The organism is Streptococcus danieliae (assembly GCF_009767945.1).
Lineage (GTDB): Bacteria > Bacillota > Bacilli > Lactobacillales > Streptococcaceae > Streptococcus > Streptococcus danieliae.
This window is the reverse complement of the sequence record NZ_WSRS01000001.1, coordinates 39,353-63,350: the sequence shown is the minus strand read 5'-3', so window position 1 is coordinate 63,350 and position 23,998 is coordinate 39,353. Positions and strand designations below refer to the sequence as shown.

The window sequence follows — 23,998 nt, the reverse complement described above, 5'->3', positions numbered from 1 at the left end:
TAGTTGATTTCCCAATTGTGACAGTTTTTCTAGAAGTCGTTCATCGTCGGAAAATAATAGCATGATAGTACCTCGTTGATCTTAGTAGTTCTATTATCTCATAAAACTTAGGGAGTGAAAATAAAGAAAAGCAGGTATTTCTACTGTAGTGGAACCATCAGCAGTTGGAAACAACTGCTAGATGGCGGAGATTTTGAGACCTTGTCTCAAAATCTAGTGATGAAACTCCGAAGGAGGCTGCTCACGTCCGCACTACCAAATAGGAATACCTACTTATTTGAAATAAGGCGTCAATAAGTATGAGTTTTTAGAGGTGCCCTGAAATCTGTCAAATTACAGATAATCTCAGCTTGATTCGAGGAGACGAACGTTTGACAGATGATCACTTGGATTTGTCTAGTCGGAATAACAAGTATCTTCAACTCTTTATGTGGTTCAGTGATCATTTTGAAGAGCTAGCAGGACAATTTGATGTGATTTTGATTGATACTCACAATGATGAAAGTCTTGTAACGGCTAATTTTATAGCGGTGTCAGATTTAGTATTGGGGGTAACCGATGCTTCGACAAATGGTTTTCGTGCCTGGTTATCGCTAAAGCGCTTTGTTCAATCGATTAAGGATGAAGCTATCGAGGTGGTGACAAGAAAGAGCTATGTGACAGCGACTCCTTACCTCATCGGAAACAAGATTGAATATTATGGACACAATGTAACCGATACCTGTAAGCAGTTTTTAGAGGTGGTGCAAGAAGACCCTTACTACCTGGGGTCTGTTCAGAAAAAGGAACTGATGGCTAAAAGCCTAGTATTGAATCAAAATGTTTTTGAACAAAAGAAGCAGATGACTGAACAGCAAAAAAAGGCGCATCGAAATTTTTACGCTAATATCGAATCTGTATATGAATCCATTTTGAAAGTATTGGAGGGATCTTGATTGATGACTGAGAACAAATTTGCGGAATTAAAGCAGAAGTTTGAATCAAGTTCAAACCAATCTGTCAGCAGGAAAAAAAGAGGTCGAAAAAGACAAGGTGCTCCTGTTTCTCCTGAAACATACGAGAAAAAACAACGCTACCCTTTTTCACTTCACTATGATGTCCGCTATGAAAAACTAGAGGATTTGGTGAATTTTCATCGGGCAAAGTCAGCATCTGAGTACTTAGAGAATTTAATCATTCGAGAGTGGGATAAGATGCAGCGAAAACTAAAATCAAAGGAGGACTAGATACCATGTTTAGAATCTATTCTGGAATACTTTTACTGATGTTTCTTGCGGCTGTTTCTGGAATCGCAACAATCGTATTTTTCTTTCAATGGATCGGGATTAACATGGCCTTCATGCTTGTATTAGGTTTGTTGGCTCTCTATTTTGCGCCTGCTCTGGTACTGCCGATTTTGTTGTTATCTGTAGGTGTTCATTTTTCAGGTGGCTTTTCTTTTATTGCAGATTTCCTATCTCTTTTGATTGCGCTTTTCTGGCTGTTTATGGCATATATGGCTTATCATTTGATTAGCGAATGGATTAAAGAGTGGAGAGAGAATCGCTCATAATTCGTGTCAGAGTTCTATCTTTGGGATAGGGCTCTTTTTCTTTTCAAAAAATGATAATGATTTACGATTATCAAAAGTATGGGCGCTGAATGAGCTGAATCTGCGAAGATTTGTCAGATTTAGTTAAAGCTCCTATACTGACTTTTGAAAGGAGAAGAATTATGCTAGATGAAAGAAAATTATTAGTGGATTATAGCGAGGAAGTGAGGAGAGAATTTCTAAAGAAAATCGAGGAATACGATGAAAGTTTAGTGTTGACCTTGCTTGCTCGAGGTTATACTTTGAAAAATCGTATTCAACGAACGGTCGTCTTTTTAGTGGGGGAGATTACCTTTTATCGGAATCGCTGGTATCGGGACGGAGAGCTTTATATTCCAGTTGATGAATGGTTGGGCTTAGACAAGTATGATCGCTTTTCAAAAGAAGTTGAAGTCACGATGTTGGATTTATCCTTACGGATGAGCTATCAGCAGGTTACTGAGGTTTTATCAACCATGTATCATCTGTCCATTTCTAGCTATAGTGTTTTCTCTGTTTTGCAGAGAGCGGGGGAACTACTGAGGAATCAAAGGGATTTCATGATTCTGTCTTTCACAAAAGAAGAGATGTTGCGGCCGATTGATGTTCTTTATCTGGAGGGAGATGATGTTTTGGTTAAAACAAGTGGAGGAACCAATGTGCATCTCCACCACTACATTGTTCATTGTGGCAGTAAGGAAGTAGGTGAAAATCGCTTTTGTTTGGTGGAGAAAAAGGAATTTGTAGGACTATCGATTTCAAAGGTTAGAGAAGAAATGTTATCTTATATTCAGCGGACTTATAAAATCACAGAGAGCACTCTTTTGATTACAAATTCTGACGGAGGTGTAGGCTATAGCTATCGGAGTTTTTGCAATATCGCTCGTGAACTGAAGATTAAACAACATGAATATTTTTGGGATGAATTTCATGTTCTAAGAGAGATCCGAAGAGCAACGGGGCTTTATCCAGAACAGGCTTCATTATTTTTCAAGGCTATTTATAACCATGATCGAGACAAATTAAAGGTGGCTTTGGATACTTTGGAATCCTGTTTACAGACGGATAAAGAAATAGAATCCTTTCAGAGTTTCTCCAAAAGACTGAGAAGAGATTTTATTCATACTAAATCCTGTGAGTTGAGAGGGATTTCAAAAGGAGGAATCGGAATCATTGAATCGAACCATCGAAAACTAACCTATCGGATGAAAAATCGAGGAATGTATTGGTCGGATACAGGAGCAGAGACAATTGCAAAATTGATTGTTTTGGAGAAGCAGGGAGAACTGAGAGATTTGATTTTTGGAGATTGGAGAAAGGAGTTTGAAGAATTTGAGGAATTGAACAACACGGTTGATTGGAGATTTTCTCATAAAAGGATTCCTAAGACCTACGAGCCGACTGCTAAATTACATGCGAAATTAAAACTTTGACTATAAAATATATGAAAATTCGAAATCAGGGAAAATTTGACAGGTAAGAATTTTTGTGCTTTAATGAAGATTTTTGCCAAAAGTATTGACATTGTGTGTGAAGATGGTATAATAATCTTAATGAAACAAAGAAAAAAGCGAAGCGCTGGAACGCTCCGCTAAAATCAAACAAAAACCCTACTTTTGCTTGATTCATAAGATATTCTACAGTAAATACTAGTAGAAGTCAAGTGACTGAGCAAGGTGAAATGATTCTTTGTTCAGTTTTATTTTGAAAAAAACAGCGTTTTCAAAACGATGCTCTTCATACTTTTTAATTTCTCAAAATTCCAAACACATACGGCAAAAAGAATCCGCTTGCAATTATCGGAAAAAGACGGTATAATAAGACTGTTAGTAGCCGATAATGGAAACGGTTATAAAATTCAAGGTGACGGAAGTCACCATCGTCTAGGTTTAACTCTTGTGCAACGATTTGTTCAAGGGAAGTTATCTGGAAAACTAAAAAGTCGTTCCGGTCCAAGGGGGACAGAAACGACGATTACTTTTAAATACTAATCTCGCTACGACGTTGTGGATGAGAAAGCAATGACGCTTGAAGAAGAGGTTCCAAATAGGGAACGCTTCTTTGAGCGTCTTTTTTTTGGAGGTTTTTCATGTCTGAAAAAATCCTAAGTGTGGGATTGGATCTGGGGACTGCAACAACGCAACTGGTTCTGTCAGAGCTAACTGTTGAAAATATTGCATCTGTCTTTACAATCCCACGTGTCTATATAACGAATAAAACAGTTTTGTACAAGAGTGACATTTTGTTTACGCCTATTTCGGATCAGCTCTTGATTGAGGTTGATCAGATTAAGGATTTTGTCCAAAGAGAGTACCAAAAGGCGGGTATCCAAAAAGAAGCCATTCAAATGGGGGCTGTCATTATCACTGGCGAAACCGCTCGGAAAGAGAATGCCGCTCAAGTCTTACAGGCACTCAGCGGTTATGCTGGGGATTTTGTTGTGGCAACAGCAGGTCCGGATCTGGAAAGTATTATTGCTGGCAAGGGAGCAGGCAGTCATCAGTATTCTCAGGAGCATCATACATCGATTGTTAATATCGATATTGGCGGCGGCACATCTAATCTGGCCTTGTTTCGAGAAGGAGACCTCCAGGATACAGCCTGCTTTGATATCGGCGGTCGCTTGATCAAGCTTGATCCAAGTAGTCACCGCCTGACCTATATTGCTCCTAAGCTGCAGCAAATTATTCAGCAGGAAGGGCTGCAGTTGGAGCTTGGTAAAACAGTCAATCCTTCAGATTTGAACCGTTTGGTTCAGATTCTAACAGAGGTCCTAGAAATGGCTGTGGGGTTAGAGGGAACTTGTCCTTACTACGATTTACTGGTCACCAACCATGCCTTGAAATTGGATCAAGTTATTAGCTGTGTTTCTTTTTCTGGCGGAGTTGCAGACGCAATTTTGGCAGCTGATCAGGGTTTGGATGACTATCTGTACGGAGATATCGGTATTCTTTTGGGGCGCTCCTTGGCCCATTCGCGTATTTTCAAAGAGCGAACGGTGATTCAGGCGAGCGAGACAATCCGGGCTACGGTTGTAGGAGCAGGGAGCCATACAACAGATGTCAGTGGCAGCACCATTACCTATATTGAAAATACCCTACCTCTTCGTAATATTCCAGTCCTCAAGTTGTCGGCAGAAGATGAAGAGCTCGAGAGTTCCCGCTTGGCCCAAATTATTAAAGATAAACTGCATTGGTTTTCTTTGGAGAATGAGGTCCAGCAAGTGGCTCTGGCCCTAGAAGGGCAACGCAGTCCGTCATTTGTAAAAATTGAAGAGTATGCGGATGCCATTATTGCTGGGATGGCTGAGACCCTGGCTAAAGGTCTCCCCTTAGTCGTTGTTTTAAGGGAAGATATGGCTAAGGTTTTAGGCCAGAGTCTCTTTGTACGCCTGCCAGCTGATTATCCCTTCGTTTGTATTGATTCGGTGGATGTCCAAAACGGAGATTACATCGATATTGGCAACCCGATTGTAGCGGGTTCAGTTTTACCAGTGGTTGTTAAGACGCTGGTCTTTGATTCCTAAGGAGGAAGCCATTCATGATTTTGAAAACAAAATTATTTGGACGTGTCTATGAATTTTCTTCTGTAAAAGAAGTATTGGCTAAGGCCAATGAATATAAGTCTGGAGACCAACTAGCAGGCGTTGCGGCAACATCTGCTGAGGAGCGAGTGGCAGCCAAGGTTGTATTGGCACAATTAAAGTTATCAGACTTGTTCAACAATCCAGTTGTCCCTTATGAGGAAGATGAAGTTACACGCATTATTATTGATGATGTCAATCTTCGAACCTATGAAAAAATTAAAAATTGGACGGTCGAAGAGCTCCGTGAATGGATTTTGGATAATCGGACAACCAATACCGATATCCAATGGTTATCACGGGGATTGACTTCAGAAATGGTAGCTGCCGTTGCTAAATTGATGACCAATTTGGACTTGATCCTTGGTGCTCAAAAAATTGTTATTACCAAGACGGCCAATACCACGATTGGCCGTCCGGGAACCTTTTCTTCGCGTTTACAACCCAACCATACAACCGATGATCCAGATGGGATTATGGCTTCAACTATGGAAGGATTTGCCTACGGTTGTGGAGATGCTCTTCTAGGATTGAATCCTGTAGATGACTCTGTTGAAAGTACCAAACGTGTTTTGCACAAGTTTAACGACTTTATTGAGGAGTATCAAATCCCAACCCAGCACTGTGTACTAGCCCATGTAACCACTCAGATTGAAGCTATGAACCAGGGGGCACCAACCGGTCTTGTTTTCCAATCGATTGCGGGATCTGAAAAGGGAAATACAGCCTTTGGTTTTGATGCGAAGACTATTCAAGAAGCACGCGATACGGCCCTAAAAGTCGGGACTGCAGCTGGACCAAATGTCATGTACTTTGAAACAGGTCAAGGTTCGGAGTTGTCTTCTGATGCCCACTATGATGCTGACCAAGTGACCATGGAAGCTCGTTGTTATGGTTTTGCCAAACGCTTTGATCCGTTCTTGGTTAACACAGTGGTTGGTTTTATTGGTCCAGAGTATCTCTACGATTCAAAACAGGTTATTCGGGCTGGCTTGGAAGATCATTTCATGGGTAAATTGTCAGGTATTTCTATGGGCTGTGATATTTGTTACACCAACCATATGAAGGCCGATCAAAACGATGCAGAAAATCTTCTAGTCCTTCTAGGGGCTGCGGGCGTCAACTATATCATGGCTATTCCTCATGGTGATGATATCATGCTCAACTATCAAACAACCGGTTATCATGAAACAGCTGCGATGAGGGACTTGCTTGGCAAACGTCCAATCAAAGAGTTTGAAGAGTGGATGGAAAAGATGGGCTTGATGAAGGATGGTCGCCTAACAGATATTGGTGGCGACGGCTCTGTCTTTATGCAACCACAATAGAAGGAGGATAGTCTAGTGGATGAATTGCAATTAAAAGAAATGATTCGGTCAATGCTGAGTGAAATGACCACAAGTCCTGTGGCACCTGTGACAGAATCAGTGGAAGAAAGTCCAGTGGCTCAAGCGAGTCCTCATTTTGAAGAGAGTTCCATTGAGGACGGAATGATCCCGGATATCACGGAAGTGGATATTCAAGAGCAGTTTTTAATTCCTCATGCCTTAAACGAGGAAGCTTATCGGAAGATTAAAAAGTTTACCCCTGCTCGGTTGGGATTGTGGCGGGCTGGTTCCCGCTACAAGACACAGTCAGTTCTGCGCTTTCGAGCAGACCATGCTGCTGCTCAGGATGCAGTCTTCTCTTACGTTTCAGATGATTTTGTAGAAAAAATGGGGATGATCCCTGTCCATACAACTGCCCAGAGTAAGGATGAGTACCTAACAAGACCCGATTTAGGGCGGATTTTCCCAGAAGATCAGCAAGCCATTATTAAAGATCGGTGTCGACCACAAGCTAAGGTGCAAATCATTGTAGGGGATGGTCTCAGTTCCTCGGCCATCGAAGCCAATTTGGCAGACTTCTTGCCTGCCTTGAAGCAGGGATTGAAGGTTTTTGGTTTGGATTTTGCAGAAGTCTTGTTTATCAAACATGCGCGGGTTGGCGCGATGGATCATGTCGCAGAGCTCACGGGGGCTGAAGTTGTTTGTATGTTGGTCGGTGAACGGCCAGGGCTGGTAACTGCTGAATCAATGAGTGCTTATTTGGCTTATAAGCCAACCATGGGCATGCCGGAAGCTCGACGGACCGTTTTGTCAAATATCCATCGTGGAGGAACGCCAGCGGTTGAAGCAGGAGCCTATGTCGCTGAGTTGATTAAGAAGATTTTGGACAATAAAAAGTCTGGTGTAGACTTGAAATCTTAAGGAGGAAGGAATCGTGAAGAAAGAACGTTTAACAGCAACTGTCCTCAGTTCGCTCCTAATTTCAAATGTGGATGCAGGCTTGGCTGCTTCACTAGACTTGAAACCGCATCACCGGAGTCTGGGGATTGTGACCTCCGATTCAGATGATGTGACCTATGTAGCCTTAGATGAAGCTACAAAAGCTGTTGATGTAGAGATTGTCTATGCTCGGAGTATGTATGCCGGAGCCGGAAATGCATCCACAAAACTGGCCGGTGAGGTCATTGGAATTGTCGCTGGCCCAAATCCTGAAGAGGTGCGCAGCGCCTTGGATGTCATTGTTTATGAAATTGAAAATGGAGCAGCCTTTATCAGTGCGAATGAGGATAACAGTATTCCTTATTTTGCTCACTGTATCGCGCGGGCAGGTTCCTACCTTTCAGCCGCAGCCAATGCTCCAGAAGGAACCGCGATTGCCTATCTCATTGCTCCACCAGCAGAAGCCATGGTTGGTTTGGATGCGGCTTTAAAAGCTGCAGATGTACAAATTGGAGCCTTCTATGGACCACCAAGTGAGACCAACTTTGCCGGGGGGTTGTTGGTCGGTTCTCAGTCAGCCTGTCGCGCAGCCTGTGATGCTTTTGCACGCACGGTTGAATCCATTGCCGATGATTCGCGGACATACTAAGGATAGAAGGTGATGGAGATGGCGGGTAGAGCACTTGGTTTAATTGAGGTCAAGGGCTTCTTAGGAGCGGTAGTGGCGGCGGATATTGCTTTAAAGGCAGCCAATATCTCGTTAATCAATATCGAGACTGTTAAGTCAGGGATGAAAACAGTTCAGCTAACGGGCGATGTTGGGGCGGTTCGAGCAGCCGTTGAAGCAGCACGCGAAGCTTTGGAGCAACAGCCTTACTATCTGACCAGCCATGTCATTGCACGGTTAGATGAGCAAACTGAGCAGTTGATGACAAAAGCTTCAGAAGAAGGGATTGCTATTGAGCCAGTCCTTGATGACGATAGCTGGACTCCTGTAATAAGTCCCAAATATGACTTGGCCCAGTTACAGAAACTAAAGGTTGTGAAATTACGAAGTCTTGCTTACAAGGAAAAGGGGATTGGGCTCAGCAAGAAGGACATTAAATTTGCCAATAAGCAACAATTGCTAGAAGCCTTGATGCAGATAGTAGAAGAGGAGTAGGATCGGATGTATATTGAAGATAGGGATCTGGTTTCAATCCAAGAAGTGCGGAACCACATTCGGAAGGCTAAAAAAGCCCAGAAAATCTTGGCCCAGATGAGTCAAGAGCAAATAGATACGATTGTTAAAGTTGTAGCCAAAGCCTGTTACGAACAACGTGTTCATCTGGCTAAAATGGCAGCAGAGGAAACTGGTTTTGGCCGCTGGGAGGATAAGGTACTCAAGAATGCCCTAGCCTCCCAGGGAATTTATGAAGAAATCAAAGACATGCGTACGGTTGGGATTCTCAGAGAGGATACTGTCAACAAGGTAACAGAAGTCGCTGTTCCGGTCGGTGTTGTAGCGGGGCTGATTCCGTCAACCAACCCAACCTCAACGGTGATCTATAAAGCTCTGATTGCCTTAAAAGCAGGAAATAGTATTGTCTTCTCACCCCATCCCAATGCTTTAAAAAGTATTGAGGAAACGGTTGAGATTATTAATAAAGCGGCTTTGGCTGCAGGCTGTCCGGAAGGGGCGGTTAGTTGTATTCACCGGGTGTCTATTGGTGCTACCAATGAACTCATGCGGCATAAGGACACTAATCTAATCTTGGCTACCGGTGGCAATGCCATGGTTCGAGCAGCTTATTCCTCTGGAACCCCTGCTATCGGAGTTGGCCCAGGAAATGGCCCAGCCTTTATTGAAAAAACAGCAGATATTCCACGAGCAGTCCAACAGATTTTGGATTCGAAAACTTTCGATAATGGTGTTATCTGTGCTTCCGAGCAGTCGATTATCGTTGAGGAAGTCAGCAAGGCTCAAGTGATTGAAGAGTTTAAACGGCAGGGGGCCTACTTTGTACCGGAAGAGGATGCGCGTAAGTTGGGAGCTTTTGTCATCCAACCCAATGGTATGATGAATCCGCGGATGGTTGGAAAACCTGCTGTGGAAATTGGAAAGGCTGCGGGGATTGACGTTCCTAATGATGCGCGTGTCTTGATTGCAGAAGAGACCGGGGTTGGGAAAGGCCACCCGTACTCCTATGAAAAACTCGGGCCAGTCCTTGGTTTTTATACCGTCAAGGATTGGAAAGAAGCTTGTGACTTGAGCTTGAAGATCCTCCATCATGAGGGAGTTGGTCATACCTTGAGCTTACATACTCAAGATGAAACGATTATTCGAGAATTTTCTTTGAAAAAACCAGTTTCTCGCCTCTTGGTCAATACAGGATCTGCCCTGGGTGGTGTCGGAGCTACAACGGGACTGTTCCCAGCCTTCACCTTAGGCTGTGGGGCTGTTGGAGGCAGTGCAACTTCTGATAATGTCAGCCCTGCAAACCTGTTCAACATTCGGCGCATTGCCTATGGGACAAAAGAATTGGCGGACTTACGGAAAGCCGAGCGCCAAGTTGCAGAGGTTAAGGAAGCTTGTTGTCAGGTAGATACCAGTCTAGCTGGTGAGGAATTGCTCGATGAACTCGTAACACGTGTTTTGGCCCAATTAAGTAAAAATCTTTAACGATAAAGGAGAAATCAGATGAACGCAAATGCACTTGGAATGGTAGAAACAAAAGGCTTAGTCGGCGCAATCGAAGCCGCAGATGCCATGGTTAAGGCTGCTAACGTAACGCTAGTTGGGAAAGAACAGGTTGGCGCAGGTTTGGTAACCGTTATGGTTCGAGGCGATGTTGGCGCGGTTAAGGCAGCGACAGATGCGGGGGCTGCAGCAGCCGAAAATGTTGGCGAATTGGTATCCGTTCATGTAATTCCACGCCCTCACTCAGAAGTAGAAGTTATTTTACCCCAATCAAAAACAGCTGAATAAGTAAAGGAGAAATCAAATGAACGCAAATGCACTTGGAATGGTAGAAACAAAAGGCTTGGTTGGCGCGATTGAAGCAGCCGATGCCATGGTTAAGGCTGCTAACGTGACACTTGTTGGCAAAGAGCAGGTTGGTGCCGGCTTGGTAACCGTTATGGTTCGGGGCGATGTTGGCGCGGTTAAGGCAGCGACAGATGCAGGCGCTGCAGCAGCCGAAAATGTTGGCGAATTGGTATCCGTTCATGTAATTCCACGCCCGCATGCGGAAGTAGAAGTTATTTTACCCAAGTAACTCGGGAGCTTGTAGCCAAAGCTTGAGGGAGTATTAAGATGCCAGTATATACAGAAGCTAAAATTCGTAAAATCCTAAAGGAGCTGGCTCTCTCTCGAGATGGTCAGCTGGAGTTAAGGAAGGAAGATCGTTTGACACCGGCTGCTAAGAGTTTTCTGAAAGAGCGGAACATCCAGATTTTCCTACAGGAGCAGGAATTGCCTTTGGAATCCTCTGAAAAGGTGGCTCTAGAGCCTGAGCATTTTTTGTATCGAATCGAGCCCTTATTGGTTCAGATTTTGTTCGTCCAAAAGTCGCTGTATGAGGCTTACGAAGACAGCCGTCTCCAGCAATTAGAGAAGTATCGACTCATCTTGACGCAAATGTATCAAGGTCACCTCCTAGATGATTTAGCTGATTATGGGAATGGTCTAAATCTTGATTTGGGGGAAGCGATTCTCAATCAAGGATTGGACAAAGCTCATCTCCTAACCGATTTTCGCTTGGATCGGTGGCAATTGGAGTTGTACCAGCTCTATAGTCTCTTTCGTCAAGTAAGGATCGATTTGGAAAATGACGGAAAGGGTGAGGTTGCTCATCGCTTAGCTCACCTCTTGCGGAATTTGGAAGAATTGCTTTGGCAATTGGTGGAAGATTAAAGAGGAGGAAACCGTGGTATTTGAATCATTAGTAGAAAAAGTTGTGTCGCGTATCCAGGAGGAACTGGATACGACCTTTGAAGTAGAGGCTAGTGGCCGCCATATCCATTTAAGTCAGGAAGCACTTGATCACTTATTTGGTCCGGGCTATCAGCTGACCAAGGCCAAAGATTTATCACAGCCGGGTCAGTATGCTTGCGAGGAGAGACTGACACTGGTTGGTCCCAGAGGTTCCTTCCAAAATGTTGTGATTCTTGGTCCTGTACGATCGGCTAGTCAGGTTGAAGTATCGGCAACTGATTGTTTAACTTTGGGTGTTAAAGCTCCCATTCGTGAGAGTGGGGACATCAATGGAAGTCCAGGTTTTGTCCTCGTAAATGGCACCCGCTCACTTTCGGTTGACCAGGGGCTCATTGTTGCTAAGCGGCATGTTCATATGACGCCAGAAGACGCAGCCAAAGCAGGTGTCTCCAATCATGAAATTGTCCAAGTTCAGGTTTACGGCGAACGCCCCTTAATTTTTGACGATGTTGTGATTCGGGTAAGTCCTCAGTTTGCAACCTATATGCATATTGACTATGATGAAGCCAATGCGGCAGGCTTTAAGAAGGGCATGCGGGGGCGGATTTTGAAGAAAAACTAAGGGGGAACTGATGAAAGATATGGAGAAACTGGTTCAGGAGTTGACCACCCGTATTTTAGATAAGATTCAAGCAGAAGAATCCTTACCAAGGGCTTGTGTCCGAGGAACAGATGAATTGCGGGAAAAGGTTGCCCAGGCAGGTTTTCGTTTAGTGGAAACCAGTCATGAAGCGGATGACTGGTTGATTCAAGACTTGCCCTTGGCCTCCTTACTTCGTTTATCCCAGCTTGTTCCCCAGCCAGGCCTAGAGGAGGAAATCTTTTACCGGATGTTGGCAGGGAAATCCGTTTTTATAGTGGATTGGTTTCAAGAACTGGAATCTAACTCGTCTATCCCAAGAGTTCTAGCTCAAAAGATCAAGGAAGCACAACGCCTATTGATTTCCTATGGGATTCGGGGTGGTAGTCTCAGTCATTATTTGAGCCAGTCAAGTCCTAAGGGTCAGGAAAGCACTTCTCATTCGTCCAAAAAGCAACTCATCACGGAAAAGAAACTACGTGACATGAATCTGCAGGACGGAGCTGTCTTTAAGCTTGAACCGGGAACGATTGTGACCGCCTTGGCTCGGGACTTCTTGAAGCGCCATCATATTTTGCTGGAAGAGTGAGGAAGTCTTATGTTTGTTGGAAAGGTCAGAGGAAGTTTGTGGGCCACTAGGAAGGAAGAGAGCTTAAATGGCTTGAAGTTCCTAGTGGTGGAACGTCAACTAGAAGGAAAGCAAGCTGCGACAAACCTTGTGATTGCAGCAGATACCATTGGGGCTGGCGAAGGAGACCAGGTTCTCGTAACAACGGGAAGTTCTGCACGTATCGGTCTGAGTCGAGAAGGGATTCCTATCGACATGTTGATTGTCGGAATTATTGATAAAATTTTCCTGGAAGCGGATACTTCAACAGGGTAAAAGAGTTGAGTGGGGTGAGCGTCTGATGTTTTGAGTAGGAATCTTAACAGGCACTCACTCTTCGATTTTAAAGGAAAAATGAGGATAATATGAGTATCAATGAGATCATCATTTATATCATGGTCCTGTTTATGATTGCCGGTGCCATTGATAAGTGTATCGGAGGTAAATTAGGACTTAGTGAGCAGTTCGAAGAAGGGATTATGGCCATGGGAGCCTTGGCGCTCTCCATGGCTGGGATTATGGTTGTAGCACCGCTCTTAGCAAATTTGTTAAAACCGATTGTTGTTCCTCTGTATGGTTTGGTGGGGGCCGACCCATCCCTATTTGCAACCACCTTTATTGCCAATGATATGGGAGGAGCTCCGCTAGCGCTGAGCCTCGCCCAGGATCCAGCTGTAGGGCAATTTGCTGCCTATGTTCTGGGGTCGATGATGGGGCCGACAATCGTCTTTACGATTCCAGTCGCCTTGGGAATTATCGAAAAAGACGACCGACCACTATTGGCCCGAGGAATTCTGTATGGTCTTGTAACAGTGCCGATTGGCTGCTTGTTAGGAGGTCTTTTGGTTCCAGGCCTAACGATTGGGACACTGTTTGTCAGCCTTATCCCGATTATTCTAGTGTCTGGTCTTATCTTCCTAGGTCTTTCCCTGGCTCCTGAAAAAATGATTAAGGGATTTGAAGTTTTTGGACAAATCATTGTCATGATTGCGACCCTAGGTCTGGCTTTTGGTGCTGCCCAACTCCTAACCGGGAATGAGTGGCTGGTCAGCCTGTATCCTGAGGGGACCGATATTTTGAAAGAAGCCTTTGAAGTTGTCGGAACGATCGCGGTAACGCTGGCAGGAGCTTTTGGCTTGGTAGCTATTTTTACGAAAGTTGCCAATAAACCTTTATCCGCAATTGGAAAATCGTTGGGGATGAATGAAGTGGCAGCGGCAGGTCTCGTCGCTTCACTGGCTAACAATATCGCCATGTTCCAGATGTTGAAGGACATGGATCGACGTGGGAAAATCATCAACGTTGCCTTTGCGGTATCCGCCTCCTTTGTAATCGGAGACCATCTAGGTTTTACCGCCGGTCAAAGTCCAGAGATGATTGTTCCAATGATGGTTGGAAAATTAGTAGGGGGAATAACAGCAGTTCTTTTGGCTTATTTCCTCACAAAAAAAGAAGTGTAAAGGAGACCTAGAATGGGTGAAGTTGAACGCCACCAACTAGAAGAGTTGGTTCGCAAAATTCTGCTAGAGGAATTAGGAACAAAAGTGGGTGCTAAAAAGGTTAGCAAGGCAGGCGTAGCTTCCATCGCCTTAACAAGCCTGGATGTACGTCCAGAGGATCGTCTGGATACGGGCAATCCCAAAGATCAGGTCTATACAAGAGACCTCCTAACCCTAGAGGAAAGTCCTCGCCTGGGTCTGGGTCTGATGACCATGGAGAAGACCACCTTCCCTTGGCATTTAGACTATGATGAAATTGACTATATCATTGAGGGTCGCTTAGACATCCTTGTCGGCGACGAGGTCATGAGTGCCGGCCCCGGGGAAGTGCTCTTTATTCCTAAGGGAAGTGATATTCAGTTCTCTGTTGCGGACAAAGCGCGTTTTATCTACGTGACCTATCCGGCAGATTGGCAAAATTCTTAATTTAGTGATTGACATGAAAGCGGTTTTATATTAGAATAAAGATAACATGAGATTCTGATTGGAACCTCACCACAGCGTTGTGGAGATCAATAGTGGAGAGCAAAGGTGCTACAAAAAATGATTTTTTTGTAGCACCTTTTTTTCTTCTGGGGGAGTTGCGATGAAACAATTTCTTTTAGCAGGTACTTCAAGTGGAGTTGGCAAAACGACCGTTACTTTAGCTGTACTCCAGGCACTAATTTTAAAAGGGTATAAGGTGCAACCTTATAAGGTAGGACCAGATTATATTGATACAGCTTACCATAGTCGGATTAGTCAGCGGGCTTCTCGGAATTTAGATATGTTTATGATTCCAGATGTAGAGGCTTTAAGAGGGACCTATCAGGAGGGGTGGTTACAGGCTGATATTGCTTTAGTTGAAGGCGTTATGGGACTGTTTGATGGTCTAGGAACGGATCGAGATTGTGCGTCATCAGCTGCTGTGGCTAAGAGATTAGGGATTCCAGTCATTTTGATTGTGGATGGAAAGTCGACTTCTACTTCAGCAGCAGCTGTTGTGAAGGGATTTGCTGAATTCGATCCAGATGTCGCAATTGTTGGCGTCATTATCAATCGTGTTGCTTCTCAGCAGCATTTCGAGTTGATTAAGGGAGCGATTGAACGTTATACCAATGTAGAAGTTTTTGGTTATTTAAAAAAAGAGGACTCTTTTATACTCCCATCTCGCCATCTAGGCTTAGTTCCTCAGGAAGAGATGGCAGAATTAGATCAACTCTTTTTAGATTTGGGACGACGGGCTCTGGAGACCATTGCTATCGATCGAATATTAGCTTGCTGTGATTCAGACAGTCGCCCTGCTTCCCTTCCTTTTTCAACTTCTGTTTCTTTGCCCTTGCGTTTGGGATATGCCAAGGATGAAGCTTTCCACTTTTACTATGCTGATAATTTGAGCTGGCTCGAAAAGGTAGGGGCTACTCTAGTTCCATTTAGTCCTTTAAGAGATACCCGTTTGCCAGAAGCTGATGCTTATTATTTTGGAGGTGGTTTTCCAGAAGTTTTTGCAGACCAGCTAGCGGAGAATGTTTCTTTTCGTCAATCTGTTTTAGAAGCTCATCAAGCAGGAAAACCAATCTATGCTGAGTGCGGTGGTCTTATGTATTTAGGGGAGTTTTTGGAAGTCGAAGGAGCTTTACATTCCATGGTCGGAATTTTTCAGGGAGTCAGTCGAATGACAAAGCGGTTGAAACGCTTTGGGTATTGTCGAGCAGTCTGCAAGGAGGATACCTTATTTGGGCCGAAGGGAACGATTGTTTTAGGTCATGAATTCCACCATTCTATTTTTGAGACGCAGGAGCAACCAGTATTACATTTGGAAAAATGGCGAGATGGCGAGAGGGTGGCAAGCTGGGAAGGGGGATATCAAAAAGGGAATAGTTTTGCAAGCTACCTGCATGTTCATTTTTATCAGTCCGAAAATTTGTTTTACCAATGGCTTCATCGTTTAAGGAGGGATTGAGATGCAACTAATGGCGATTCTGGTTGCTGTTGTCCTAGATATGTGTTTAGGAGATCCCTATCACTGGCCTCATCCTGTTAAATGGATGGGGAACTGGATTTCTTACTGCCTCGGCTGGTCATTAAGAAAGACTCATCCTCATGTGTTTGGTGCTCTGCTCTGGATTTCTACTGTCGGGGGAACTTATTTGGTAGCTTGCCTTGGACTATTTTTGGCGCAAAGAGTCCATGCTTGGCTCTATTGGCTAGTTTGGATTTATCTATCCTATACCTGCTTGGCTGCTAAAAGTTTGGAGTTAGAGGCTCGGAAAGTTCAGTTCGCTTTAGAGCAGGGTGGATTAGTGGCTGGGCGTCAACAAGTAGGAATGATTGTAGGACGAGAGACTCAAAATTTATCGGAGGAAGAGATTCTTAAAGCTACAGTGGAAACTGTTGTTGAAAATACCTCGGATGGAATCGTAGCTCCATTAATGGCTTTGTTTTTAGGAGGTCCTATACTGGCTCTTGTATACAAGGCAGTGAATACTTTAGACTCTATGGTTGGCTATAAAACCGAGGCCTATCAAACAATTGGTTATGTAGCCGCTCGGATGGATGACTTAGCTAACTTGATTCCTGCACGTTTAACGTGGTTTCTGTTAATTGCTTCATCGGTTCTTCTTCGTTTGAATTCAAAAGAGGCTTTAAGAATCGGTTGGAGGGACCGCTATCAGCATGCTAGTCCAAATAGTGCTTTTACAGAGGCTCCACTAGCCGGAGCGCTTGGTATCCAACTCGGAGGTGGTCATTTTTATCATGGAGAATGGATTGATAAGCCTAAGATTGGAGACGAATTACGTCCTATTTCACGTCGAGATATCACTCTTTCCATTAAACTGATGTATCTAGTAGAATTTTTTGTACTCCTATTAGGAATTTTATACAAGGTCTATATCGGTTGATTCAGGAATGGAAGAATTAGGGGAGGAAATTACATGTCTTATATAAAAAATCCATCTTCGATTGAAAAGCGAAGTTTTCAAATCATTAAATCAGAGATTAGGGATCAGTATCCTGATTATCAGTTTCAATCGGAGATGGAGGAGTCTATTATTAAACGTTGCATTCACACAACGGGAGATTTTGATTATTTGAAAACCTTGGAATTCCATCAAGATGCTATAGAGAGTATTCTGTCTGTGTTTCAAGAAAAAGGAACGATCCTATTTGATTCACCCATTTCTTTGAATGGGATTAATAAACGAGTTTTAGATAAGATGGGGGTGACCTATGTCTGTCTTGTTCCACAAGGCTGTGGTTTGAAGTCTGGAAAAACAAGGGCCCAGCAAGCGATTGATTTAGCCAAGGAGATTGCCGGCCCAAAACTGTTTGCTTTTGGAGAAAGTACAGAGGGATTGACTTATTTATTAGAAAACATGAATGCGGGTGAACTTGATGCTGCGGCTATTTTAGCTTTACCAGTTGGATTTCAAGATGTTCTAGAAGTTAAGGAGGCTGTCCGTCAATCAAGTCTTCCCAGTATTGTGAATGCAGGTTATAAAGGTGGGGCAACCCTGGTCGTTGCTGTGCTGAATGCCATTTTGTATCAAACAGGGCAGGTGGAAACAGAGGACTATGTCCGCTATTCTACAAAGCAAAATCAGGAGTGAGGGATTAGAGATGGGCTACCATAAATCGACAAAGGACAAAGATCAACTATTATGGATTGAGCAACGATTAGCAGAAGAGTATCCTGAGCTGGAGGAGTTAGAGGAGACTTTTCAGTGGATGTTAAAACGGGTTTTACTCGTGACAGCAGATTTTGATTATTTAGAAACGATTCAGTCTTCTAATCAAGCTATTGAAGCAATTCAAGAGGTTTTTCGAAAAAAGGGGACGATTTTTACAGATACGACGATGGTTTTGGGTGGTTTTCGGACTTCCTTATTGGATAAGTTGGGTGTTCAGTACCGTTGTTTAGTAAATAACCCAGAGATTTTTAAAGAGGCCAAAGAGAAGGGGATTACGCGTTCTATGGCCGCTGTTGAGCATGCAGCTGCTCTCCCAGGCCCCAAGCTATTTGTGTTTGGAAACGCACCAACATCTATTTTTAAAGTTTTGGAGCTAGTAGATCAAGGACAATTGGATCCGGTACCTGTAATTGGTGTCCCTGTAGGCTTTGTGGGGGCAGCTGAGTCGAAAGCACAATTACATGCTAGCTCTTTACCCGCTATTGTTGCTCTTGGTAGAAAAGGAGGAAGTACAGTAGCAGCTGCAATTGTAAATGCATTAGCAGAAAGAATGGGGTAGAGAATGGTGGGAGAAATAGATCAAAGTTCTGACTATGCATATGTTAATGGAAAGAAACTCAGGAAAGGTTACACGACCGGGACTTGTGCAACAGCAGCTAGTGTAGCAGCTGCGCAGATGATTTTGGAACAAGATTTGGTAGAGCGTGTTTTGGTTCGTACTGCTTCCGGTCAGGATGTTTGGATGCAAGTGGAGGATGCTTGGTTTGACGGAGATAGAGCACGGGCAGCTATCCGAAAGGATGGCGGAGACGATGCTGATGCGACTCATGGTCTGCTTATCTACGCCTATTTTCGGCTAGATAGGAAAAATACACCTATCACCATTGAGGGTGGTATCGGTGTAGGGAGAATTACGCAGAAAGGGATGCCTCTAGCTGTTGGTATGGCTGCTATTAATCCGACCCCCCGAAGAATGATTGAAGAATCGCTACGTTCATTATTGGGTTCAGATTTTGGGGGTCATGTGGAAATTGTTGTGCCTGAGGGAGAAGAGGTTGCAAAACTGACCTATAATTCTCGACTGGGAATTGAGGGTGGGATTTCGATACTGGGGACTACTGGTATCGTCAATCCGATGTCAGAGGATAGTTGGAAGGCAGCTATTAGTCTAGAACTCTCAATGTTGTATCAACAGGGATATCGGTCAGTTGTACTGGTCCCTGGGAATTACGGAGAAGCTTTTGTTCGCAAGCATTTTTCAATTTCTCCTCATTTGATTGTCAATATGAGTAATTTTGTAGGCCATATTCTGAAGGAGGTTCAAAGAATTGGTTTTACGAAGGTTTTGCTTGTGGGGCATATGGGAAAATTTGTCAAGATTGCAGCAGGAGTTTTTTCAACTCATAGCAAAGATGCTGATGCTCGTATGGAGACACTGGTTGCTAATTTGGCCCTGCTGGGAGCTCCTCTGCCTTTGTTAAGGGAGATTGATGCCTGTTTAACAACAGAGGCTGCTGGAGATTTGATCGAGCAGGCAGGCTACCAGCATCTGTATCAGGTTCTGGTTGACAAGATTCAACAACGTTGTCTCCGACTTGTTAAAAATCGGAAGCCAGAGGTCCAGATTGATGTTGTTCTCTTTGCTTCTCGGACAGGCTATCTCGCCTCAACGGAGCCTTTGGAATACTTACAAAAGGAGTGGCAATGATTGATGTTATTGGAATTGGTCCCGGGAATCCGGACTTGGGGCTTCTATCACAGGATCGACTATTTCAGCAGGCTGATAAAATTATTGGAAGTAAGCGGCATCTAGCGGTTGTCCCCGATATTTATCGACACAAAGAACGAATAGCTCCCAAGAAATTAGCAGATTTAGCAGTACTTCTTAGTAAAGAGATGCCGCAGCAAAATCTAGTCTATCTGGTTTCGGGAGATCCCTTAATCTACGGTCTTGGAAAGTGGTTGTCGGAGAAGTTTCCTACAAGTGTTCGCATTTGGCCAGGTATTAGTTCGATTCAGTATTTGGCTAGTCGCATTTCTTTACCCTTGAATGATAGTTATATTACGAGCAGCCATGCGAAAAATCCCGATTATGATCGTATTTTTGCTCTTGAGAAAGTTTTTATGGTAACCGATCAAAAAATCGGACCCTATCAACTAGCTCAGGAATCTTTGATGAGAGGTTGTCAAAAGTACTTTATCATTGGAGAAAATTTAAGCTATCCCGAAGAAAGGATTGAAATCTATAGCGCTGAAGAAGTTGAAGACCGTACGTATGACATGAATGTGGTGGTGATTATTAATGAAAGATTCTCTATTTTTACGGGACAAGGTGCCAATGACAAAAGCGGATGTTAGGGCGGTCTCGATTGATAAGTTGGACTTACGGACAGCCAAACGTTTCTTGGATGTCGGTGCTGGGACGGGGAGCATCTCTATCCAGGCTGCCTTGGAATATCCGCAATTAGAAGTCGTTGCGATTGAGCGAAAAATAGAAGCGGTTCAGTTGATTCAAAAAAATCGAACTCATTTTGAATGTGAGAACCTTGAAGTGATTTCAGGTTTAGCACCTGTGGATCTATCGGGTTATTTTGATGCAATCTTTGTTGGAGGCACTGGTGGACAGATGGCGGATATTTTTTCCTGGTGTCATGGCTTATTACATCCAGGTGGCCGATTGGTTTTAAATTTTATCTTATTGGAAAATGCTTTAGAAGCCTATCAAATTGCAGACTCCATGTCATGGGTAGATGTAGAATTTGTATCTATTCAATCGAGTCAGTGGACTGGACTGGGATCGGGACATTATTTTAAACCACAAAATCCCACCTTTATTCTATCCTGCAAAAAAGAAAGTTGAGGAGAGTCATGACAAAAGTACACTTTGTAGGAGCCGGTCCTGGTGATGTTGAATTAATCACTTTGAAGGGCTACCGTCAGTTGAGTCAAGCGGATGTGGTCATCTATGCTGGTTCTCTTGTAAATCCAAAATTGCTAGATTACTGCAAGGATGGCGTTCAAATCTACGATAGTGCTGGTATGGATTTGATGGAGATTATTGACGCCATGGAGAAAGGTGTCCGTGAGGGCAAGAAAGTGGTACGTCTACAGACCGGAGATTTCTCTATCTATGGTTCTATTCGTGAACAAACGGAGGAAATGAAAAAGAGAGGAATTGATTTTGACTGTACTCCAGGTGTTAGTTCCTTTTTAGGGGCAGCATCTAGTATAGGGACAGAGTATACCGTTCCAGAGGTATCGCAAAGTGTTATTATCACCCGAATGGCCGGTAGAACACCAGTGCCGGAGAAGGAATCTTTGAGAAGTTATGCCCAGCATCAGACTTCTATGGCGATCTTTTTATCCGTTCAAGGGATTGAGACGGTAGTTGAGGAATTGGTTCAAGGAGGCTATCCTCGAACAACTCCTGCAGTTGTAATTTATAAAGCAACCTGGCCAGAAGAAAAGGTGGTCAAGGGAACCTTAGAAACAATTGCAGATCAGGTACGGGAGGCTGGAATTCGAAAGACTGCGTTAATTCTCGTAGGAGATTTTCTTGGTCAAGAATTTTACTATTCTAAACTTTACCATAAACAGTTTGCACATGAATTTCGTAAAGGACAAATAGATGATGAATCCTAGGTCACGAGTGGCGATAGTCGCTTTGACGCAGCAGGGAAAAGAGACAGCCTTTCGTCTCGCTTCTGTATTGCCACAATCGAGTTCGATTATAGTTCCTCAACGGTTGTGGGAAGAAGGGGTGTATCTCTTGGAAGGCGGAGCCAAGGCAGGACTTGCAAGACTCTTTCAAGAGGTTGATGTCCTTATCTGCATTATGGCTACAGGGATTGTGGTCCGTTCACTGGCTTCTGTCATCAAAGATAAGACGGAAGATCCCGCTGTTCTTGTTTTAGATGAGAAAGCAGAACATGTGATTAGTCTTATAAGTGGTCATTTAGGAGGAGCCAATGCTTGGGCTCGGACGATTGGGCGACTCCTTGGGGCAGATCCAGTTATCACAACGGCTACAGATGTCCAAGGAGTTACTGCCTTAGACCTATTAGCCAAGTCTCTAAATGCTTGGACACCGGCCCTTCGCCCCTACATTGTTCCCTTTAATCGTTGGCTAGCACAGGGTCAGTCGATTGCTTGTTACCAAGAAAAAGATTGGCTAGAAAATCTTCCTGGATTAGAGATGGTTGATCGCGAGGAGATAGATAAACTAAAGGATGAAAATCTCCCATTGATTATTTTGACCTTAAAGCCGCAAGAGTACTCAGAAAGGGAAAAACAGGTTTGTCTTTGCCCGAAGCCTTATTTAGTAGGGGTTGGGGCACGTAAGGATTTAGATCCAGCAATTTTTGAAGAGGGATTTCACACATTTTGCCGACTACAAGGAATTGATCCAAGAGAAGTAGCTCGTCTTGTAAGTATTGATGTTAAAAAAGAGGAAAAGGCTATTTGTCAATTAGCAGAACGCTTGCAAATTCCTTTTGAAACGTATTCGAAAGAGCAACTGCAGTTGGTGGCTGCTAACTATCCCCAATCAGAATTTGTAAGGCAAACGGTTGGTGTCGGTAGTGTGGCTCTTGCTAGTGCAGATCTTGCGAGTCATGGGCGAGTCTTGAGTCAGCGTTTTGCTTTCCAGGGAGCTACCTTTGCGCTTGCTGATGCCAAAGCTTTTGATTGCTGACAATACTGCTAAAGCACATAAAGTCCTCTTATTTTTTGAATCGGTAAAACTCATAAAGGAGAAGTAGATAGATGTTATATGTAATTGGTTTAGGACCAGGCAAGAAGGAATTGATGTCTCAAGAAGCCTTGGAAGCCTTGGAAAAGTCTGAAATTATTGTTGGTTATGCAACCTATATGCGCCTGATTCAGGATCTATTAGAAGGCAAAGAAAAAGTATCAACAGGAATGCGTAAAGAGGTAGACCGCTGTCAAAAGGCTATTGATTTAGCACTAGAAACAGGGAAGACTGTAGCTGTTGTTTCCAGTGGAGATGCTGGGGTCTATGGGATGGCAGGATTGATTTTAGAATTGTTGGATGAAGACTCTGACTTGGAGGTTCGAGTCATTCCGGGTATTACAGCGAGCTTAGGGGCAGCTGCCTTACTAGGCGCTCCTTTGATGAACGATTTTTGCCATATTAGTCTTAGTGACTTGATGACCCCTTGGGAGATGATTGAGCGGCGTCTAAAAGCAGCTGCTGACGGGGATTTTGTAGTCTGTCTTTATAACCCTAGAAGTAAGGGACGCCCTGATCATCTGGCTAGAGCTTTAAGTATTTTGGAATCGGGTAAAGCGGGTGCGACCATTGTTGGCATTGGGAAGGATGTTGGCCGGAAAGAGGAAGAGATGATTGTGACCAGACTTGATGAGGTGGATGAGACTTTGGTAGATATGACCTCGATTGTGATTGTTGGGAATAAAGAAACCTATGTTAAAAATGGCCGTATGATCACTCCTCGGGGGTACCGGCTATGACCTACTTACTATTAGGTGGGACCTCTGATAGTCAATCGATTTTAGCCCTCTTTGCTAGTTTAAATCTACCGGTCATTACTTCGGTTGTCACGGATTATGGGAGGCATTTAGCTTTTCAATATGGACAGCCTGTTATTCAGGGGCGTATGACAGCTGAACAAATGCTAGCTTTGGTGAAGGATAGGGGAATTCGGGGGATTTTAGATGCTACTCATCCCTTTGCAGACTTGGTTTCTAAAGAAGCTATACGAGCCGCAGATCTAGCTCAAATTCCCTATTTAAGGTTTGAGCGACCAACTACAACTGACTTATCTGGTGCCAAAGTAGTCCATTCAACACAGGAAGCGATTGCTTGGATTCGGGAGCAGGGATTTACCAGTGTTTACTTGGGGACTGGTAGTAAGACGCTTGACCAATTTGTAGCTGGTCTGCCAAATGTACGTTTCCAAGCGCGTGTCCTTCCTACTTCAGAAGTAGTAGCTCATTGTGAGAGTTTGGGGTTAGTAGCAGATCAGATTGATGCTTTAAAGGCTCCTTTTTCCAAAGAATGTAACCGAGAATTGTGGAAGCGAGCGAAAGCTCAGGTATTTGTTTCTAAGGAGAGCGGAGCAGTTGGCGGAATTCGGGAGAAGATTGATACTTGCTTGGAACTGGGAATAGCATGTCTGATTATTGCTCGTCCGCTTGTGAATTATCCCAATCAGGTATCGACATTGGAGGAGTTGGAAGATTATTTAGGTGCGGAAAGGATGTAG

General features: G+C 43.8%; 29 protein-coding genes and 1 pseudogene. All 30 read left to right on the top strand.

What is annotated here, in order from left to right; genetic code table 11:
• Positions 1-320: 320 nt before the first annotated feature.
• Positions 321-935 (top strand): annotated as a pseudogene (locus E5983_RS00335) (MinD/ParA family ATP-binding protein); the annotation flags it as partial.
• A 3-nt stretch (positions 936-938) separates the two neighbouring features.
• Positions 939-1,226, top strand: coding sequence for a hypothetical protein (locus E5983_RS09750; protein WP_237397550.1), 288 nt, complete (start codon positions 939-941; stop codon positions 1,224-1,226).
• Positions 1,227-1,231: 5 nt separating this feature from the next.
• Positions 1,232-1,552 carry a hypothetical protein gene (locus tag E5983_RS00330; RefSeq protein ID WP_160331956.1) on the top strand — a complete coding sequence of 107 codons (321 nt, stop codon included), beginning with the start codon at positions 1,232-1,234 and terminating at the stop codon, positions 1,550-1,552.
• Between the two features lie 161 nt (positions 1,553-1,713).
• On the top strand, positions 1,714-3,003 hold the full coding sequence (locus E5983_RS00325; protein ID WP_160331955.1) for an ISLre2 family transposase: 1,290 nt from the start codon (positions 1,714-1,716) through the stop codon (positions 3,001-3,003).
• Between the two features lie 297 nt (positions 3,004-3,300).
• Positions 3,301-3,561 carry an ATP-binding protein gene (locus E5983_RS10160; protein WP_414486739.1) on the top strand — a complete coding sequence of 87 codons (261 nt, stop codon included), beginning with the start codon at positions 3,301-3,303 and terminating at the stop codon, positions 3,559-3,561.
• 98 nt (positions 3,562-3,659) lie between these two features.
• Positions 3,660-5,096: an ethanolamine ammonia-lyase reactivating factor EutA gene (gene eutA / locus E5983_RS00320; RefSeq protein ID WP_160331954.1), complete on the top strand. Its 1,437-nt coding sequence runs from the start codon at positions 3,660-3,662 to the stop codon at positions 5,094-5,096.
• 14 nt (positions 5,097-5,110) lie between these two features.
• Positions 5,111-6,481, top strand: coding sequence for an ethanolamine ammonia-lyase subunit EutB (locus tag E5983_RS00315; RefSeq protein WP_160331953.1), 1,371 nt, complete (start codon positions 5,111-5,113; stop codon positions 6,479-6,481).
• A 15-nt stretch (positions 6,482-6,496) separates the two neighbouring features.
• Positions 6,497-7,402: an ethanolamine ammonia-lyase subunit EutC gene (gene eutC, locus E5983_RS00310; RefSeq protein WP_160331952.1), complete on the top strand. Its 906-nt coding sequence runs from the start codon at positions 6,497-6,499 to the stop codon at positions 7,400-7,402.
• Between the two features lie 13 nt (positions 7,403-7,415).
• Complete coding sequence (gene eutL / locus E5983_RS00305) at positions 7,416-8,069, top strand: ethanolamine utilization microcompartment protein EutL (protein WP_160331951.1); 654 nt, start codon at positions 7,416-7,418, stop codon at positions 8,067-8,069.
• Positions 8,070-8,087: 18 nt separating this feature from the next.
• Entirely contained in the window at positions 8,088-8,582 is a 495-nt protein-coding gene (locus E5983_RS00300) for a BMC domain-containing protein (RefSeq protein WP_160331950.1), read from the top strand.
• A gap of 6 nt (positions 8,583-8,588) precedes the next feature.
• Positions 8,589-10,082: an acetaldehyde dehydrogenase (acetylating) gene (locus tag E5983_RS00295; RefSeq protein ID WP_160331949.1), complete on the top strand. Its 1,494-nt coding sequence runs from the start codon at positions 8,589-8,591 to the stop codon at positions 10,080-10,082.
• 18 nt (positions 10,083-10,100) lie between these two features.
• Complete coding sequence (locus E5983_RS00290; protein WP_160331948.1) at positions 10,101-10,388, top strand: BMC domain-containing protein; 288 nt, start codon at positions 10,101-10,103, stop codon at positions 10,386-10,388.
• Between the two features lie 16 nt (positions 10,389-10,404).
• The gene (locus E5983_RS00285) at positions 10,405-10,677 is read left to right on the top strand and encodes a BMC domain-containing protein (protein ID WP_160331947.1); all 273 of its coding nucleotides are present in this window, start codon (positions 10,405-10,407) and stop codon (positions 10,675-10,677) included.
• Between the two features lie 38 nt (positions 10,678-10,715).
• Positions 10,716-11,315, top strand: a complete 600-nt coding sequence (locus tag E5983_RS00280; RefSeq protein WP_160331946.1) for a hypothetical protein — start codon at positions 10,716-10,718, stop codon at positions 11,313-11,315.
• Between the two features lie 13 nt (positions 11,316-11,328).
• Positions 11,329-11,958 carry an ethanolamine utilization phosphate acetyltransferase EutD gene (gene eutD, locus E5983_RS00275; protein ID WP_160331945.1) on the top strand — a complete coding sequence of 210 codons (630 nt, stop codon included), beginning with the start codon at positions 11,329-11,331 and terminating at the stop codon, positions 11,956-11,958.
• 10 nt (positions 11,959-11,968) lie between these two features.
• On the top strand, positions 11,969-12,565 hold the full coding sequence (locus tag E5983_RS00270; protein WP_160331944.1) for a hypothetical protein: 597 nt from the start codon (positions 11,969-11,971) through the stop codon (positions 12,563-12,565).
• 9 nt (positions 12,566-12,574) lie between these two features.
• On the top strand, positions 12,575-12,859 hold the full coding sequence (locus E5983_RS00265; RefSeq protein ID WP_160331943.1) for a EutN/CcmL family microcompartment protein: 285 nt from the start codon (positions 12,575-12,577) through the stop codon (positions 12,857-12,859).
• 89 nt (positions 12,860-12,948) lie between these two features.
• Positions 12,949-14,043, top strand: coding sequence for an ethanolamine utilization protein EutH (locus E5983_RS00260; RefSeq protein ID WP_160331942.1), 1,095 nt, complete (start codon positions 12,949-12,951; stop codon positions 14,041-14,043).
• Between the two features lie 12 nt (positions 14,044-14,055).
• Positions 14,056-14,508, top strand: a complete 453-nt coding sequence (locus E5983_RS00255; RefSeq protein WP_160331941.1) for a cupin domain-containing protein — start codon at positions 14,056-14,058, stop codon at positions 14,506-14,508.
• A 160-nt stretch (positions 14,509-14,668) separates the two neighbouring features.
• Positions 14,669-16,024: a cobyrinate a,c-diamide synthase gene (locus tag E5983_RS00250; protein WP_160331940.1), complete on the top strand. Its 1,356-nt coding sequence runs from the start codon at positions 14,669-14,671 to the stop codon at positions 16,022-16,024.
• 1 nt (position 16,025) lies between these two features.
• Positions 16,026-16,964, top strand: a complete 939-nt coding sequence (gene cbiB / locus E5983_RS00245) for an adenosylcobinamide-phosphate synthase CbiB (protein ID WP_160331939.1) — start codon at positions 16,026-16,028, stop codon at positions 16,962-16,964.
• 33 nt (positions 16,965-16,997) lie between these two features.
• The gene (locus E5983_RS00240; RefSeq protein WP_160331938.1) at positions 16,998-17,672 is read left to right on the top strand and encodes a precorrin-8X methylmutase; all 675 of its coding nucleotides are present in this window, start codon (positions 16,998-17,000) and stop codon (positions 17,670-17,672) included.
• Positions 17,673-17,682: 10 nt separating this feature from the next.
• A complete protein-coding gene (locus E5983_RS00235; RefSeq protein ID WP_160331937.1) occupies positions 17,683-18,312 on the top strand; it encodes a precorrin-8X methylmutase in 630 nt (209 codons plus the stop codon).
• 3 nt (positions 18,313-18,315) lie between these two features.
• Complete coding sequence (cbiD, locus tag E5983_RS00230; RefSeq protein WP_160331936.1) at positions 18,316-19,461, top strand: cobalt-precorrin-5B (C(1))-methyltransferase CbiD; 1,146 nt, start codon at positions 18,316-18,318, stop codon at positions 19,459-19,461.
• Positions 19,452-20,111, top strand: a complete 660-nt coding sequence (locus E5983_RS00225) for a cobalt-precorrin-7 (C(5))-methyltransferase (protein WP_331251083.1) — start codon at positions 19,452-19,454, stop codon at positions 20,109-20,111. The genes cbiD and E5983_RS00225 overlap by 10 nt, the downstream gene beginning before the upstream one ends.
• Positions 20,056-20,613, top strand: coding sequence for a decarboxylating cobalt-precorrin-6B (C(15))-methyltransferase (locus E5983_RS00220; RefSeq protein ID WP_160331934.1), 558 nt, complete (start codon positions 20,056-20,058; stop codon positions 20,611-20,613). Before E5983_RS00225 ends, E5983_RS00220 begins: the two co-directional genes overlap by 56 nt.
• 8 nt (positions 20,614-20,621) lie before the next feature.
• Entirely contained in the window at positions 20,622-21,395 is a 774-nt protein-coding gene (locus E5983_RS00215; protein ID WP_160331933.1) for a cobalt-precorrin-4 methyltransferase, read from the top strand.
• The gene (locus E5983_RS00210) at positions 21,382-22,446 is read left to right on the top strand and encodes a cobalt-precorrin 5A hydrolase (protein WP_160331932.1); all 1,065 of its coding nucleotides are present in this window, start codon (positions 21,382-21,384) and stop codon (positions 22,444-22,446) included. Before E5983_RS00215 ends, E5983_RS00210 begins: the two co-directional genes overlap by 14 nt.
• A gap of 71 nt (positions 22,447-22,517) precedes the next feature.
• Entirely contained in the window at positions 22,518-23,243 is a 726-nt protein-coding gene (cobJ, locus tag E5983_RS00205; RefSeq protein ID WP_160331931.1) for a precorrin-3B C(17)-methyltransferase, read from the top strand.
• Complete coding sequence (cobK, locus tag E5983_RS00200; RefSeq protein ID WP_160331930.1) at positions 23,240-23,998, top strand: precorrin-6A reductase; 759 nt, start codon at positions 23,240-23,242, stop codon at positions 23,996-23,998. The genes cobJ and cobK overlap by 4 nt, the downstream gene beginning before the upstream one ends.